Raw genomic sequence first — 15,478 nt, 5'->3', positions numbered from 1 at the left:
AAAAGAAAGAGGACGTTTTACAAACTGATGTAGAAGTCCTCTTTTCATGTATAATTAGTGTATAAGATAGATGAGAATTTCAGATAACTTATGTAGCATAAACATAGTTGATAGCATGAAATACGAAAAGAGGTGCTAAACTAAATTATGAAGAGGAAAAAGAAGAATCGGGTCATTAAAATGACAGAGATCATTCTAATTGTAGTATTTTTATTTTCTGCATATAAAATCATACATATTAAGATGACAGAGCATAAAGAAAATAACCAGTTTGAAGAGCTTAGACAGAAGATAGAGACTGCAAAACGCGAAAATAAAAAAAAACAAGAAAAGAATGATGATTTAAATAAAGATACGAAAACAAAGTCTCTTTATACCAAAGACATTGATGACAATACAGGATATGAGATATTAGCTGAAGAAAATAAAGACTATATAGGATGGCTTACAATACCTGATACCTCAATTGATTATCCTGTAATGAGTACACCTGATAATCCAAATTACTATTTAAGAAGAAACTTTAAAAAGGAATATTCACTAAATGGAACGCCTTATATTGGAGAAGGTATTGGTCCAGATAAAAAATGTTTTATTATATACGGACATCATATGAAGAATGGTTCGATGTTTGGTACGTTGGAGAAGTATGAGGAAGTTGGATATAAAGATTCACATCCATTTATCTATTTTAATATAATAGGGGAGAGTAGAAAATATGAAGTGATAGGTGCTTTTCGTGTAGATTTGGAAAATCCCCATTTTGATTATTATGATTATTATGGGGATCTATCAGAAGAATCTTTTGATGACTATATAAGCAAACTTTCTGAAATTACTCTATATGGGGAGGTAAAAGATATTAGATATGGAGAACAGGTGCTTATGTTATCTACTTGTAGCTATTTTGTAGAAGAAGGAAGATTTATTGTTGTAGCTAAAAGAGTACGATAATAAATGAGTCCTGAATTTATATTGTAGTTGTAAGCTAAAAAACAGTGTGATTATATAGATAAAATAAAAAAGTATATTAATATGTTGTTAATATTATTTTATAACACGTTAGGAGAAGATATAGGTAGATGCAGAGGATATATTTAAAAAAGAATGTATACGAAGCACTACTTGAGCGTCTACATTTTGTATTTAAAGAATTCCCTGTGATTTATACTTCTTTTTCAGGCGGAAAAGATAGTGGCTTGCTTTTAAATGTTCTATTAGACTTTAGAGATAAGTATTATCCTGAAAGAGAAATAGGGGTATTTCATCAAGATTTTGAGGCTCAGTATGGTGCGACAACAGAATATGTAGAGTCTATTTTTTCAGAACTTGAGAAAAGAAAAAATGTAAGATTGTATTGGGTTTGTTTACCTATGGCTACAAGAACAGCACTTAGCAGCTATGAAATGTATTGGTATCCATGGGATGATAAACAAGAAGCTTCATGGGTTCGGCCTATGCCAAGGCATGACTATGTAATCAATTTAGATAATAATCCAATGACCACTTATCACTATCGAATGCACCAGGAGGACTTGGCAAAACAGTTCGGCAGATGGTATAGACAATTAAGTGGAGATAAAAAGACGGTTTGTTTACTTGGTATTAGAGCAGATGAATCTTTACAAAGATATAGTGGGTTTGTAAATAAAAAATATGGTTATAAGAATAAGTGTTGGATCACAAAGCAATTTAAGGATATGTGGGCAGCTTCTCCTCTTTATGACTGGTCTGTAGAAGATATATGGCATGCCTATTATAAGTTTGGGTATAGATATAATTATTTATATGATTTGTACTATAAAGCAGGATTATCGTGGAATGGCAACAGTTTTTTTGACAAATTTTATAAGGTGCAGAACTTCCTTCCGTATGCTATTCCGATTGTCCTTGACAATGAGCCTCCTCGGATGTGACGATCTTCGGCAGGAGCTAACAGTTAAAGTTAGACTGCCTCGCTAGCGTTAGCACATCCGAGCTCATTATCAAGGATTCGCTGCGCCAATCTCTGGTTACGGTAACCAACCGGTGTCTCGTAGCCAAGTGTACCGTGCAACCGAAGGTGGTTCCACCAATTGACATAGTCAAATAACTCCAAATCCAATTGTTGTAAGGTTTCAAATGTGTATTGATAGACAAATTCTACTTTCAACGACTTATAAGTTGATTCAGCTACGGCATTATCAAAAGGACAGCCTTTATGACTCAATGATCGATTGATGTCAAAAGTTGTTAATAATTCATCAATAGCTTGGTTATCAAACTCTTTTCCACGATCAGTATGAAAAATCTCAACCTCTGTCAGAGGTTGTTTGATACGGCTAAATGCTTTTTTTACTAGAATGGCATCTTTATGTTCTCCACAAGAATAGCCGAGAATTTCTCGATTGAACAGATCCAAAATGAAACAGATATAATTCCATTTTTTCCCGACTCGTACATAAGTCAAGTCTGTTACGATCGCTTCTAATGGGTTGTCTCTTAAGAATTTACGATTCAATACGTTTGTCGTTTTGGCTTCATTGCAAGTAGAATGATGTACTTTAAAATAAGCAACAGTATAGCTCGATTTTAATCCTCTATTTTTCATGATTCTACTAATTTTTCGTCGGCTGATCCGAATGCCTCGTTTTGATAAGGCTTTTTTTATTTTTCTTGAGCCGTAGGCCTTTCGGCTGCGGATAAATTCTTCAGCGACTACTTCTTCAAGTTCTGATTCGTCTTTCTTTGGTTTTGATTGATAATAATAGGACTGACGTGATAGACCTAATATTCTGCACATCGCTGATATAGGGTAAAGATGCTTATTCGCATCGATTACTTGTCTCTTCGTCCGAATATCAGCGCTGCTTGCTTTAAAATATCATTTTCCATTTCTAATTGCTGGTTTCTTTTACGTAGTTCTAACAATTCTTTTTGTTCAGGCGTAAGATTATCTTTTCCTTTGAATGAACCACTCGTTTTAGATTGCTTTACCCATTTGTCAAATGCTGAAGCCGTTAGTTCATATTCTCGAATGATTTCTACACGTGGCTTTCCAGCTAAGTAAAGATTGACGATTTGTTGCTTGAATTCTTGTGAAAAAGTTCTTCGTGTTCTCTTAGACATAAAAATTCCTCCTGGTATGTTTTCTTCTAGTCTACACACCTTAATTTTTCTGTCTAGTTAATTGTAGCCTATCCAGGGTTATAGATCCTACTGTGTGGGTAAAACTTTTGGGTAGAGTTAAGGGAGCTAATTTTGCTAATATTTACGGAAAGACAAAAGCCGTAGGGTACAGAAATGTGACACTTCCTGAAGGGCATACATGGAAATCTTATACACAGTTTCTTTTAGCAACCTTACCGGTTAGACTCAGGAATAATTATATTAGCAAATTTAATAAATCAATTTTCTTTTGGCATAATACTGGTGGAGGGTTAGAAGAAGAAACAATTAAAGAATTGGAAGAAAAAGGCTATAATATTGAAAGAAATGGTGTTTCAAACTATACCATTTTTAAAAATTCCCGAATTATTTTCTTAGGTAAAATTCCGGATCATACAGATGATATTTTAAGCACAAAAGATATTCCTAGTTGGAAAAGAATGTGTTTTTGTATTTTGAAAAATGATCATATTTGTCGTTTTATGGGGTTTGGCTTAACTCGTGAACAACAAAGAGTAGTAGATGCTATAAAGCAAAAATATAAAACGAGTTTGGAGGAATTGGAACGTGAGTAATTTTAAAAGTCCGGTTTATCAAATTCAATCTATCCCAATAGAAAAAATATTTCCTAATGATTATAATCCTAATACTGTAGCACCGCCAGAGATGAAACTTTTGTATGATAGTATTAAATCGGATGGATATACCATGCCGATTGTGTGTTATTACAATGTGGAAGAGGATAAATACATTATCGTAGATGGATTTCATAGATATCGTATCATGCTTGATTATTCTGATATTTATGAAAGAGAAGAAGGAAGACTACCTGTTTCTATCATTGATAAAGCACTTGATCATAGAATGGCATCTACTATCAGGCATAACAGGGCAAGAGGTAGCCATGATGTTGATTTGATGAGTAATATTGTAAAAGAACTGCATGAGTGTGGTAGAAGTGATAATTGGATTGCAAAGCATTTAGGGATGGATAAAGATGAAATACTAAGATTAAAACAGATAACAGGTTTAGCAGCTTTATTTAAGGATTATACATTTGGAAAGGCGTGGGAACCAGAAGAGTTTGAGGAACAGTTGAACGAATAGTCTAGATTGAAAATATTGGCTCTTTGTCAATAGGGATTGATGAGTTGTGCAAAATCAAATGGCTCCTCGTCATTTAGTGTTGGTAGAGAAAAACACTAAATGATGAGGAGCCCATTTTTGAGAGTGTGTAACTAGTTAACTTGTGTTACATCCCTATGTAAAAAGAATAAAAAAGAAATTTAGTTTGTACTGTTAGTCTAATATATAAGAAGAGAGTGCAAGATGAATCATTGCTTGGAATATTTATGATTTTATCGTATATAGTGGTCTGTTTTTCAGTTTTTTCTTGTAGCTGGGAAGCACGATTTGTCATTATTGATGTGAAAATAAGTGGAATTGTCGATGATGTACGAGGATATGGCTATAAAAGAAAAACAAGAGCGTATGGGGCTTTGGGGGATTTACAATCAAGAAAAAACGAGTGTTAAGTCTAATGGTAATAAGTCAAGATGAAAATTGAGCAGTTTTTTTATTGAGTATTCTATTTTGAAGTGCATTCCACTGAAATCGACCAAAGTTAAAAGTAATCAAAACAAAGAGGATAGTATGGTAAGACAGAGATAGCGAGGATAGAATCATATAACCGATAGATACAGAAACGAGTTTAGAAAATGAAGGCGGAGGTAAACAAAAACTCCCTTAAAGCTCAGAAGATTAGAGATTAAGGAAGTTTACACGGTATGAATCAAAGAACTTCAACTGCACCATGGTCGTCAATATGGTCGTCATGTACATGTTGTAAACGGCCATTCACTAAATAATCTGTATGATTACCATGAGGCACTTGTTCATGGCCACAATCTGGATGATGTTGACAAACTGCTTCTACATGATTACAGATGCCTGGATTTTTTTCATTGACTTCTAACGTACATTCGTCCCAATGATCTTCATGAGCACGATGCAAATGACCATTATGCACGTAATCAACGTGATCTTCGTGTAAAATTTTGGTATGCCCACAGCCTAAAGAATGTTGATGTGTGTGATTTTCGTGTGTATGATGCTCCATGTAATCGTCTCCTTTTTCTTTGAGATTAATTTTTATACGATTAGTTTATCAAATAAATGAACATATGTGAATATGTGAGGAGGAGAATGATGATTTCAGAGGAATAACAGAAAAAATAGGCGATATTTTTTCTGTTTTGAGTAGACCAACACGAGTGACTTTTTTTATTTTAACAAGAACAAGCGAATGTCTCTAAAATTGTTTCTCATGTAAGTATTTCACAATCAGGTGTTTCGCATCAACTAAGGATTTTAAAAGAATATTATTTAGTCAAATCCACACGTGAAGGCAAAGAAATGGTTCATCCTCTATGTGATAGACACGTCAGTTCTATATGTTAACAAATTTTAGAACATATACAGGAAAGTTAAATAAACATGAGGAATAGCAGTGAAAAAAGACTACAAATTTTTAGAACTATAAGGAGGGATAAAATGAACCAGCCGCATAGAGCGTTTATAATCCACGTATGGGAAGTTTATCGGTTCCTTTAGAAAAACTAAAAAAGAAGGAGAAGAAATAAGATTATTTAGTTTCTCTCTATTTCAGGAGAACGTAAGTTATTGAGTGAGTTTGCTTTACAGGCAGGATAAAAAAACAATATGGGGGAGGAAAAGCCGCTGCTTTTCTAAGTGCGATTATTCAAGAATTAGGGGAGGTGGAAGAATGGACAGGAAAAATGATTGAAAATGACTATAGTCTTCTTTTATGCTAGAGACAAAAAAGTATTTGATAAAAATTATTTTATGAGAAAGTGAGGACATGATATGAAGTCATTGTGTATTGGACAAGTAATTACTGCTATAACAGTTCATGGAGAACGATTTACTGGAAAGGTAGAACGATTGAATGAGCATACGGTGATTTTAAGCAATGCTTCTTCTTTCGCACGTGTGGTTGTATCTGAAAAAGAATTAAAAAAACAAGGATGGACATGGGAGAAACCGCATCGAAAAGGTACATTAAGAGATGGAAGGATTATTTGATAAATATATTAATTGGGCATTGTTTCCAGCAATACCCAATTAATATAAGGAGAATAGCGGAGGAAGGAGAAGCCAGGGAGGAGCACGCTTTCAAACAGAGTGTAGGAAAGTTAAAGGGGATGTCAATTGACTGAAAAAAGGTTCTCTTATAGGAACTCTAGGAGGGAAGAGAGTTTTCACTATTAGTAACATCCAGACGTTTATTTTTAGGCTTACCTTTTAACTCATCCCAAGAAATTTGATGTTCATAGTTGTTATTTAATAGTATATTATTTATCCTTACTCTAATATCAGGATGTATTTCTATTTCATTTAATCGGTTTAAAGGAATCCATTCTACTAAACCTTCTGGCCCATTTTTAATTAGATTACCGTGGAATGATGAACAATAGAAATCTACATAAATAAATTGCTCGCCTTTAATTTCATTGATATATCCAGAAAGTCCTTTGAACTCTAAGTTATCAACAATCAAATTAGTTTCTTCACGCACTTCTCTTCTAGCAGAATCAAAAAAAGTTTCTGGAAATTCTATTTTCCCACCAGGTGGTACATAACCTTGGAAATCGTTTTTATTCCTTTTTGTTAATAATATTTTATTGTCTTTAACTATCACTACCAAATTCCCAAAAATATAGTTACATTTCATGCTGTGTAAATTCCTCACTTCCTGTATTTATTTTGAAGTGCGACCTGAAAGTCGTCTACAAAATTGCTCATAAGAGTTATTTTTTCTTCATGAACGATTTAGATTGAACAAAATAAAAAAACACCCTAGAACAGCTGAGTTCTAGGGTAAGGAGAAAAAATGCAACACATACTTTTTCTATTGGGTGTCTTGTCGATAATTTATTTTACCATGGGCTCAAAGATTCTTCCACAGTATTTTGGTAATATTATTTTTTATTTATTATCTATTCATATGATAATAAACTATTTTTCTTCAGAAGGTCCTCGATACACCAATAAATGTTGAGGCAATATTTTTAAATTAGCTGGTAAAGAATCACCCTCATCTCCATCAACATTAGTTGCCAGTTGCTCTTCGTTTTTCAGTGCTATCATTCCTTCGGAAAATGTTAGATAAGCTAAATTATCCGTTGAATTATCTACTCCTTTTAACAAGTCTGGTACTGCTTTAATCGTATCCCATAACGAGCTATCTTTGATATAAATCAAATGAAATTTTCCATCATTTACTTCTGCTTCTGGTAAAAGAGATTCGAAACCACCAATGGAATTGGTTAATCCAATTAAAATGGTGCTACTTTCTATGGATTTTTCTTTTCCGTCTAACGTTAATTGGAACGAATAAGATTGTGTATTTGTCAGTTTTTTTGCTGCTGAAACAAAATAGGCTAATTTCCCCAATTTTGTTTTGTCTTCTACATCGACGTCATTTACTGCTTCAGGGATCGTTCCTATTGCTACAACATTCATAAAATAGCTATCATTGATTTTTCCAATATCTAAATCTGTTGTTTGATTTATGTCAAGTTCTTGAATAGCTTCTTCTGGATCTAATGAAATATTCAATGCTCTTGCTAAGTCGTTGACGGTTCCTAAAGGGAAAAAGCCAAATTTAGGTCGATACTCTTGTTCTGCTAATCCACTAATTCCTTCGTTAACCGTTCCATCTCCTCCCATAACAAAAACACTATCAAAGTGTTGTTTTGCTGCTTCATAAGCAAACTGTTTAGCATCACCTTGTTTTTCTGTCTCTTTTATGATTACTTGATCAAAAAAACTGTTTAATTTCTTTTTTGCTAATTCTTTGAACTCTTTGGCTTTTTCTCCACCAGAACTAGGGTTTACAATTAATAGGGCTTGTTTCATTTTTATAGTCATTCCTTTCGCAATTCCGCTAGGAATACAACACCGAATGAAAAAGTGTTGTGTTCCTAGCGGAATCTATTTCTCTTGTAGTAAACTTTTCTTGAAGAAGCCTGTGCACACTACAAATCATGGGGAGGTGAATAAGTGCGAAGACCCACTTTTCGACCGTGTATTTTTATATGTGTAGCTTAGCTTTTCAAGCACAACTAACTGTGACTCAGAGTATGTAAACTTATTTTGGGATAAGCGACTCGTTTGTGTAGAGCCAACCAGTTCCTATACAGTTGTTCTTCTAACATTGATGGAAGGAGTTTGTCACGAGATTAAAAATCGTGTACCCAAATTGTTGTGGCATTGATGTTCACAAAACGTTCGTAATCGCTGATTTGTACAAACATGACTTAGTAGCAGGAAGCTTTATTTCCCCTGAGAAAATCCGTTAGCTGCGGGACTTATTTCGGTATCGAATGAAATTAACACACCTTCAAACCAGCGAAAAAAATAGGTACCAGAACAGTCTCACTTGGTCAAATCTCCAGATTGCGAGTGTTGTTTCAGATGTCTTTGGGAAATTAGCTCAAAAGATCATTCAAAGTGTACTGGATAATCCAGAGGAGAAACCAGATATTGTTTCCTTAGTCGACCTTTGTATGAAAGCCTCTGTTGAAGAGTTAGAACTCTCAATGGATGGTGATCTATCTGAAGAATAAGAAGAAAAACTGCGTGTGATCAAAGCTCACTATAAGGCAATCACCTTATGTAAAAATGATCTCGAAGAGATGATTGCTGAACTAGGCAAAGAATAAGCGCACCAACAAGCATTGATTCAAATCGTTCCTGGATTTCAAAAACCACTAACCGCATTACGCGTAATTTCAGAAATTGGTGTTGATATGGAGCAATTTCCGACTGCGGGTCACCTCTGTTCGTGGGCAGGTTCGTTCCTGCAAACAACGAACCTGCCGACAAAAAATTTTTACGCAAATTTCTAAAGGCGGTCAGTATCTCAAGCCTCTTCTTGTCGAAGTCGCAAATGCCATGATTTTCAAGCTGTTTAATTTGGTGTAGTCCAATAAAACGAGTGGTCAAACCGCTTCTTTGGTGCGGTCTTTTTTCTGTAATTTAGTATACAGTTCACTTCGTATTCTTTTCAAACTTATCTAACTTCCATTTTATTATATCTATTTAACTAAAATGGAATGATTTTTTCATCTAGTAATTTCTCCAGATAAAAATTTTCTAAATTATAATGCAAAAAAGAATGTAGTAAATCATGGGCTTAAGTCGCATTTGTTTAATTTTCTTTATATGGATGCATTTTGTCCAGCTTATTAATCTTTTTCTGTAAGTTACGTACTTGATGTATTTCTGGTGCATCATCCGGTAATCGGCACCAAGTAGGAGTTATCTCAATTATGGCAATGATTTGACTACGCAATTCTTTTTGGAGTGCTTTAATTTCTTTTCGATCCATTTTTTCACCTGAATAATTAGTATATTAATTGTGTTTCATTATTTTTAGAATACACAGAAAATAAACCGTTGTCAAAGATAGTTATCAACTTTTTTACTCATATAAAAAACTCATAGTAGCTTGGTAGAGGATAACAAAAAAACGTCCTCAAACAATATACGGGGAGTTTTAGAGCGTGTTAGAAGGGTTTTGAAATATGTGACCTGTGGCTTGTTCACGTACTTCTTGTACTTTATGGAATGATTATAGAATGAGAATTGCTGATTTTTTACAAAAAAAGCACTCTAAAACTTTTGAGATTGTGTTTTAGGGTGCCTAATAGGGGAAAAACTTCTGAAAAGAGACTTAGGACCGCTGTTAGACGTTTTTGAGCCTAATTATAGCAATTATAAATTTGTTTTGGAAGAGCTGAATATCCAATAAATCCCTAATCAAGAAGTTATTTTTAGAAGGATTTAACTAATCAAAGGACTGCCAACTGAACGTACATCTTTTAAAGTATCAGATTGAAAGAATTGCACAAAAGCAATCCAATGATTTTTTGTTTCGTCAGAAATATCAATGCTATGGAATCCTATTAATTTGCTGATTCTTGCATAGAAACGGGATATCGCATAATCAGAAGCTTTGTAGCTAACTTTAGGATTTGCTAAAATTTGCAAAGTATCATGAATCATATTTTGAATTTCTATATCGTATGTTGAAAAATGTGTAGATTGATTAAAACTGCAACTAAGTTCATTGATCAAAGAATATGCTTGTTTTCGTAGTTTTTTGTCCATAAAAATACCTCATTTTTAAGGAAGTCCCATAGAGCTCTTGTGATTCTAGAATTTATTGTATTAGCTGTAACAGTATTCCAATTGATTTGACAGATATCAGATTACATATTCTTTTTGTTATAAGGAAAGGATATCTCTCAAAACTTTAATATGCATTACAAAATGGAAAGTCCTTTTCAACTATCTTCGCTAGGACTTTGAGAGAATTTTTTGAATTTCTCCCAACATTCTTGCTGATATTTATTAAGTTCAATTTGTTTGAATCCCATGGCATTTGTAATAAAGCTACTACCTGTAGTAAATTTATTATACGATATTATTTGTTTTCTGAATTTTGAAACAATCATAAATAATTAGTAATTTATATATTTTTTATAAATCGGTTGAAGCTTCTAGTAGAGAATATTGAAGCTACACTGATTAAAAATCAGTGGATAAATAAAGAATGCAAAGATATTGTAAATAAAAAAGGAACATGTTTAACAACTAGTTATAGTTAGAGTATTCCCCAATCTGGTTCTATTTCTGTATTTTACGCTTTCAATATCAAATTGTTGTATAATTATTTTTTAAATACGAGCGAAATAGCTAGATTTGCTTTCATACTTTTAGAGAAAAAGGAGTTGGATAGTAGGCCACTTCTTTTTGTTAGTCTTTATATAAGTTTTTGTGAATTATGATTTTATATTTACAAATTGAATCATAGATGATATCATTTTTAAAGCGTAATAATTACTATTTGCATTTTGGGTTAACTATATAAAAATTTTACATTTTAAGGAGACTTAGAAGATTATGAAAAAAATTTTTTTGTTTATGCTAGGTATGTTGATGATAATCAGTATATCAGGATGTCGCAATCAAGAAGATGTAGAAATAACATTTAGTTCATCTAAAGATGGATTAGAATACAAAAATATAGTTGCTGGAACTAGTACTGCAGCAGAATATTTATCTGCTTTTAATGTTTCTTTAAAAGGTGTTTCTGATCAAGAGAATATTCCTTCTGAGTATAGTAATGTAGAGCGTATAGGCTCTCCTCGTAAAGTGAATATGGAAAAAATAATGAGTATAGATCCGGATTTATTTGTTGGTGATATAGCTTCTCCTAAAAATGTTCAGGAGCAAATAGAGAAACAAGGGATCACAGCATTATGGTTAGATAATTCTAGCTATGAAAATATTTTAATCAGTATTGAAAAACTAGGAAAAGTACTTAATCAAAAGGATAGAGCGGATAAACTGATAAAAGAAATTAAACTATCTGAGGAAAATGCATTAAAAGGAATTGATGATTTAAAAGGAAGAAAAGTAGCACTTTTATTTGGTACAGGTGAAAGTTACATGTTAGCAACTGAAAAATCATATTTAGGAAGCTTATTGAGTAAATTAGGTATACAAAATGTTGCGTCTGAAGTTTCTAAATCATCAAGTTCTTACGTTAAGTTTAGTTTAGAAAGCATTGTTTCTCAAAATCCTGATTATATTTTGACTTTAGCACATGGACATAAAGAACAAGCTGTAAAAGCTTTTGAAGAAGAGTTTAAGAAGGAATTATGGCAAACAACAAATGCAATCAAAAAAAGGAGCGTCTATGCTTTAGACGATAAAGTATTTCCCGTTACAGGAAATATTCATGTTGCTGAAACAACAGAGTCTTTAAAATGGTTATTACTTAAGGGAGAAACTAATAAGTGATCGTTATGAAACATATTTATTTGTCAATTATGTTGTTTCTTTTTCTGGTGTTAGCAATTGTTTTTAGTTTAAAAGTAGGGAGTGTATCCATTACTTTTTCTGAGATTAACGCTATTTTACAAGGAGCAATAACTGAAAACAGAAGTATTTTAATAAATATTCGTTTGCCACGTGTATTTTTTTCGGTTCTAAGTGGTATTAACCTTGCATTGTCAGGACTCTTTTTACAAATAGTTTTGAAAAATCCGATGGCTGATCCAGGGATTTTAGGGATTAGTTCTGGGGCTGCTTTAGGTGCTACACTAGTTATGTTGGTATTGCCGGTCTCAGTTGGATTAGTACCATTAGTGGCTTTTTTTGGAGGAATACTAACATTTATTACAATACTATTTTTGGCTTGGGAAAAAAATCTTACTCCAATTAATATGGTTTTGTCTGGAGTTGCAGTTAATGCAATTATTGGAGGGATTCAGTCGTTAATTATGATTGCTTTTAGTGATCAGTTGCAAGGTGTTATTACCTGGTTACATGGTGATCTGAGTGGAAAAGAATGGCAAGAAGTAGGTGTACTCTTAAGCTATTCATTACCAATAATTATATTTTCTATATTTATGATTGAAAAAATGAATATTCTTAATTTACCAGATAAAACAATTTATAGTTTGGGAGTTAATTTACGAAGAAACAGAATGATTATAGCAACCATTTCTGTTTTTTTAGCAGGAGTAACAATTTCTCAAGTTGGATTGATTAGTTTTGTTGGATTGATAGTTCCACATATTTCTAAACTTTTAGTAGGAGGTAATATGAAAAAATTATTTCCTTGTACTATTTTAATCGGAGGACTTGTAACAACAATTGCTGATTTATTAGCTCGGATAATTATTTCTCCACTAGAAATTCCAATAGGAACAATAATGTCTGTTTTAGGGGGACCATTTTTTCTTTATCTTTTAAGTAAACAGAAAAGAGGCTGATGTTATGTTTAATTATTGTTTTGATATTACGAATGTTTCTTTATCTTATAAGTTTAATAAAATTTTAAAAGATATTTCCTTCTCCATACCTAAAGGTAAATTTACAGCTATTATTGGGCCTAATGGCTCAGGCAAGAGCACTTTGTTGTCTTGTCTCACAGGTGAACTAACCCCTGACAAAGGAGAAGTATATTTCGATAAACAAAATATTAGAGATATTTATTCTAAAGAAAGAGCTCTAAGAATGGCTATAGTTCATCAAGAGAACACTGGTGTTAACGGATTTACGGTGAGAGAAATCGTACTAATGGGGCGAACTCCTTATCGAAAATTTGGTTATCAAGATTTAGAAAAGGATGAAATTATTGTTTCTGAAGCAATAGAAATGCTTGGACTAAAATCTTTTGAAAATAAAAAAATAGAGGAATTATCTGGTGGACAACAACAGCGGGTTTGGTTGGCGTTGGCAATTGCTCAAGATACTGAATTTATCCTTTTAGATGAGCCAATGAATAATTTAGATATTTACTATCAATTAGAAATGTTAAATCTCTTTAAAGAGATGGTTAAAAAGAAGAACAAGACAATTGTAGCGATTTTACATGATTTAAACCAGGTGTTACAATTTGTTGATTATGTCATTGTTCTCAAAGAAGGGAATATTTTAAAAACAGGAAATCCTATAGAAGTATTGACTCCGAATTTAGTGAAAAACCTTTTCTTAGTTAATTCACAAATTATATCTGGAAGACACAATCCTGTACTTGATTTTTATTTGGGAGGATGAGTATGTTAAAAAAATTAATTAAATATGGTAAAAGGCAACGTAAATGGGCTCTTATCTTGTCTTTGTTAGAATTTATGTTAGTTATTATTATAGGATTGGTTTTATATACTTTTTTAAGTTGTTGGTATCAAAAAAAAATATTAGTTATTCCGGTGTTGCTTGTTTTGTGTTATTGTGTAGTGCGAATTGTGTTTTTATTTTTTTTGAAAAAAAATATTCATTATTGGAGTACTGCTGCGAAAATAGAAATTAAAAATCACTATGTTAATGGACTTTTTAAAAATATTAATCCATTATTAAATAATGAATTGGAAATTATTCAAGCTGATTTAAAGGGATTGGATAAATTAGATGTGGTTTATGAAGAGTTATTTCCAACTATTTTTCAAATAGTTCTAGGAGGAGTATTCTTTTCGATTTTGAGTGTAATTTTTCATAGTTCTATTGTGATTGTTATCTATGTCTATTTTTTATTAATGATTGTTAGTATGAAAATTAGGAATAAACAAAGCGAAAAAATAAATCGCAGGCACATAAGATTATTTATGCAGATTGGTAAACGTTTTTATAGTGATATTGAAGGCTTGAGTACTTTAATGATGTATCGACAAGATGATGTTTATCAAAAAAGATTTGTAGAAGATTCTGAAAAGTATCGTAAGAATACAATGGTTTCTTTATCGTATAATTTACGTGCACGTTTTTTTTTGAGATGTAGTTTATTTTTGAGTTTAATTATTGCTACTTTAATTGTAAATATGGAAATAAAAAAAAGAATCTTTCCTATACAGATTGGTGGGGCTTTTTTAGGAATGATTTTTTATTGGTTTTTAAGTACTCAAAAAATTGGTTATTTTAATCACATTGTTAAATCCGCTAGGCCGATTTTCGAAAAGATATTTTCAATTATAGATAATTCGAGAAATACTAGTGATAAAGAAAAGTTTTGCGAGAAAGTAGAACGAATAAAAATAAATAATTTGTCATTTTGTTATGATGGACAGAGTGTTATAACAAGTTGTAATGCTGAATTAGTTATAGGGACTCCATATTATATTGTTGGTCGTAATGGTGCTGGGAAAACAACATTGGTACAATTAATAATGGGGATTCTTCCGTCAGTTTATGGTGAAATTAAATGGAACGACAGTGATTTAAAAATGATCGAACAAGATAGTAGGTTTTCTAAAATAGGATATTTAAATAGTACACCTTTTTTATTTGAAGGTAGTATAGCTGATAATATATTTTTAGGAGATTTTAAAGATAAAGATCTTAAACTATTATTCGAGAAATATGATATTTGTAAATTTGTTAGTAATTTGTTAGATAAGTATGAAACGCAAGTAGGACCTGAAGGAAGATTTTTATCTCCTGGTCAAAAACAACAAATTGCTTTTGCTAGACTTTTTATAAGCAATAAGGATATTTATATATTTGATGAATTTACTTCAAGTGTTGATAAAAAAACAGCTCAGAATATGATGTCAGCTATCAACGATTTAGCAAAAGAGAGCATTGTAATAATTATCACTCATCAATTAGAAAGTATTCCCAAAGATGCTCAAGTTATTTTTGTTAATCAGAAACAGGTTTTTAAAGGTGAAAATCAGCTGCTATATGAAAATAATGTAGAATATAAGAGTTTTTTGATACAAGATAGGTGAGGGAA

General features: G+C 32.2%; 14 protein-coding genes and 3 pseudogenes. 11 read left to right on the top strand and 6 right to left on the bottom strand.

Translation table 11 applies throughout. The features are described from left to right. Positions 1-180 precede the first annotated feature (180 nt). Both IGI96_RS18935 and IGI96_RS18930 read left to right on the top strand, forming a co-directional pair. On the top strand, positions 181-954 hold the full coding sequence (locus IGI96_RS18935; protein ID WP_438785605.1) for a class B sortase: 774 nt from the start codon (positions 181-183) through the stop codon (positions 952-954). A gap of 128 nt (positions 955-1,082) precedes the next feature. Continuing rightward, on the top strand, positions 1,083-1,916 hold the full coding sequence (locus tag IGI96_RS18930) for a phosphoadenosine phosphosulfate reductase domain-containing protein (RefSeq protein ID WP_438785604.1): 834 nt from the start codon (positions 1,083-1,085) through the stop codon (positions 1,914-1,916). 29 nt (positions 1,917-1,945) lie between these two features. On the opposite strand, the gene IGI96_RS18925 is transcribed toward IGI96_RS18930, so the two are convergent. After that, positions 1,946-3,108 (bottom strand): IS3 family transposase gene (locus tag IGI96_RS18925; protein WP_438785398.1). Its coding sequence is split into 2 segments (ribosomal slippage): positions 1,946-2,832 and positions 2,832-3,108, totalling 1,164 coding nucleotides; the frame shifts between segments, so codons are not numbered across the junction. A gap of 77 nt (positions 3,109-3,185) precedes the next feature. On the opposite strand from IGI96_RS18925, the pseudogene IGI96_RS18920 reads away from it, so the two are divergent. Together IGI96_RS18920 and IGI96_RS18915 are read left to right on the top strand one after the other, a co-directional pair. Continuing rightward, positions 3,186-3,722, top strand: a pseudogene (locus IGI96_RS18920) (DUF3440 domain-containing protein); the annotation flags it as partial. Beyond that, complete coding sequence (locus tag IGI96_RS18915; protein WP_438785603.1) at positions 3,715-4,254, top strand: IbrB-like domain-containing protein; 540 nt, start codon at positions 3,715-3,717, stop codon at positions 4,252-4,254. The pseudogene IGI96_RS18920 and the gene IGI96_RS18915, both read left to right, overlap by 8 nt. Before the next feature lie 685 nt (positions 4,255-4,939). Here the strand turns inward: IGI96_RS18915 and IGI96_RS18910 are convergent. Next, the gene (locus tag IGI96_RS18910) at positions 4,940-5,266 is read right to left on the bottom strand and encodes a hypothetical protein (protein ID WP_438785602.1); all 327 of its coding nucleotides are present in this window, start codon (positions 5,264-5,266) and stop codon (positions 4,940-4,942) included. Between the two features lie 191 nt (positions 5,267-5,457). Between IGI96_RS18910 and IGI96_RS18905 the strand changes: the two are divergent. Together IGI96_RS18905 and IGI96_RS18900 are read left to right on the top strand one after the other, a co-directional pair. Beyond that, positions 5,458-5,607: pseudogene (locus tag IGI96_RS18905) on the top strand (ArsR/SmtB family transcription factor); the annotation flags it as partial. Between the two features lie 426 nt (positions 5,608-6,033). Then, on the top strand, positions 6,034-6,252 hold the full coding sequence (locus tag IGI96_RS18900; protein ID WP_438785449.1) for a hypothetical protein: 219 nt from the start codon (positions 6,034-6,036) through the stop codon (positions 6,250-6,252). Positions 6,253-6,409: 157 nt separating this feature from the next. Here the strand turns inward: IGI96_RS18900 and IGI96_RS18895 are convergent, their stop codons facing one another. Further along, positions 6,410-6,868 (bottom strand): NUDIX domain-containing protein, encoded by a 459-nt coding sequence (locus IGI96_RS18895; protein ID WP_438785601.1) that lies wholly within the window; start codon positions 6,866-6,868, stop codon positions 6,410-6,412. Between the two features lie 317 nt (positions 6,869-7,185). Beyond that, positions 7,186-8,088 (bottom strand): diacylglycerol/lipid kinase family protein, encoded by a 903-nt coding sequence (locus IGI96_RS18890; RefSeq protein ID WP_438785600.1) that lies wholly within the window; start codon positions 8,086-8,088, stop codon positions 7,186-7,188. Positions 8,089-8,417: 329 nt separating this feature from the next. On the opposite strand from IGI96_RS18890, the pseudogene IGI96_RS18885 reads away from it, so the two are divergent. Then, positions 8,418-9,132, top strand: a pseudogene (locus IGI96_RS18885) (transposase); the annotation flags it as partial. Between the two features lie 250 nt (positions 9,133-9,382). On the opposite strand, the gene IGI96_RS18880 reads toward IGI96_RS18885, so the two are convergent. Both IGI96_RS18880 and IGI96_RS18875 read right to left on the bottom strand, forming a co-directional pair. Further along, positions 9,383-9,562: a hypothetical protein gene (locus IGI96_RS18880; RefSeq protein WP_438785599.1), complete on the bottom strand. Its 180-nt coding sequence runs from the start codon at positions 9,560-9,562 to the stop codon at positions 9,383-9,385. Between the two features lie 455 nt (positions 9,563-10,017). Then, entirely contained in the window at positions 10,018-10,344 is a 327-nt protein-coding gene (locus IGI96_RS18875) for a hypothetical protein (protein WP_438785598.1), read from the bottom strand. A 795-nt stretch (positions 10,345-11,139) separates the two neighbouring features. Between IGI96_RS18875 and IGI96_RS18870 the strand changes: the two genes are divergently transcribed. Genes IGI96_RS18870 through IGI96_RS18855 form a run of 4 tightly spaced genes read left to right on the top strand, consistent with a single transcriptional unit; the run spans position 11,140 to position 15,473 of the window. Then, positions 11,140-12,042, top strand: a complete 903-nt coding sequence (locus IGI96_RS18870; protein WP_438785597.1) for an ABC transporter substrate-binding protein — start codon at positions 11,140-11,142, stop codon at positions 12,040-12,042. A 5-nt stretch (positions 12,043-12,047) separates the two neighbouring features. After that, on the top strand, positions 12,048-13,019 hold the full coding sequence (locus IGI96_RS18865; protein ID WP_438785640.1) for a FecCD family ABC transporter permease: 972 nt from the start codon (positions 12,048-12,050) through the stop codon (positions 13,017-13,019). Between the two features lie 4 nt (positions 13,020-13,023). Then, positions 13,024-13,806, top strand: coding sequence for an ABC transporter ATP-binding protein (locus IGI96_RS18860; protein WP_438785596.1), 783 nt, complete (start codon positions 13,024-13,026; stop codon positions 13,804-13,806). A gap of 2 nt (positions 13,807-13,808) precedes the next feature. Beyond that, positions 13,809-15,473: an ATP-binding cassette domain-containing protein gene (locus tag IGI96_RS18855; RefSeq protein ID WP_438785595.1), complete on the top strand. Its 1,665-nt coding sequence runs from the start codon at positions 13,809-13,811 to the stop codon at positions 15,471-15,473. Positions 15,474-15,478: the final 5 nt, after the last annotated feature.

Origin of the sequence: Enterococcus sp. DIV0421 (assembly GCF_051713745.1) — a bacterium.
In the GTDB taxonomy this organism is placed as follows: domain Bacteria; phylum Bacillota; class Bacilli; order Lactobacillales; family Enterococcaceae; genus Enterococcus_D; species Enterococcus_D casseliflavus.
Note: the sequence above shows the minus strand (reverse complement) of the source record. Positions and strands in the feature narration are given on the sequence as shown.

Excerpts from the sequence above, each read along its gene's own strand:
- IGI96_RS18935 (WP_438785605.1), top strand. The coding sequence starts at position 181 with ATGACAGAGATCATTCTAATTGTAGTATTTTTATTTTCTGCATATAAA.
- IGI96_RS18930 (WP_438785604.1), top strand. The coding sequence starts at position 1,083 with ATGCAGAGGATATATTTAAAAAAGAATGTATACGAAGCACTACTTGAG.
- IGI96_RS18910 (WP_438785602.1), bottom strand. The coding sequence starts at position 5,266 with ATGGAGCATCATACACACGAAAATCACACACATCAACATTCTTTAGGC.
- IGI96_RS18900 (WP_438785449.1), top strand. The coding sequence starts at position 6,034 with ATGAAGTCATTGTGTATTGGACAAGTAATTACTGCTATAACAGTTCAT.
- IGI96_RS18890 (WP_438785600.1), bottom strand. The coding sequence starts at position 8,088 with ATGAAACAAGCCCTATTAATTGTAAACCCTAGTTCTGGTGGAGAAAAA.
- IGI96_RS18880 (WP_438785599.1), bottom strand. The coding sequence starts at position 9,562 with ATGGATCGAAAAGAAATTAAAGCACTCCAAAAAGAATTGCGTAGTCAA.
- IGI96_RS18875 (WP_438785598.1), bottom strand. The coding sequence starts at position 10,344 with ATGGACAAAAAACTACGAAAACAAGCATATTCTTTGATCAATGAACTT.
- IGI96_RS18870 (WP_438785597.1), top strand. The coding sequence starts at position 11,140 with ATGAAAAAAATTTTTTTGTTTATGCTAGGTATGTTGATGATAATCAGT.
- IGI96_RS18865 (WP_438785640.1), top strand. The coding sequence starts at position 12,048 with ATGAAACATATTTATTTGTCAATTATGTTGTTTCTTTTTCTGGTGTTA.
- IGI96_RS18860 (WP_438785596.1), top strand. The coding sequence starts at position 13,024 with ATGTTTAATTATTGTTTTGATATTACGAATGTTTCTTTATCTTATAAG.
- IGI96_RS18855 (WP_438785595.1), top strand. The coding sequence starts at position 13,809 with ATGTTAAAAAAATTAATTAAATATGGTAAAAGGCAACGTAAATGGGCT.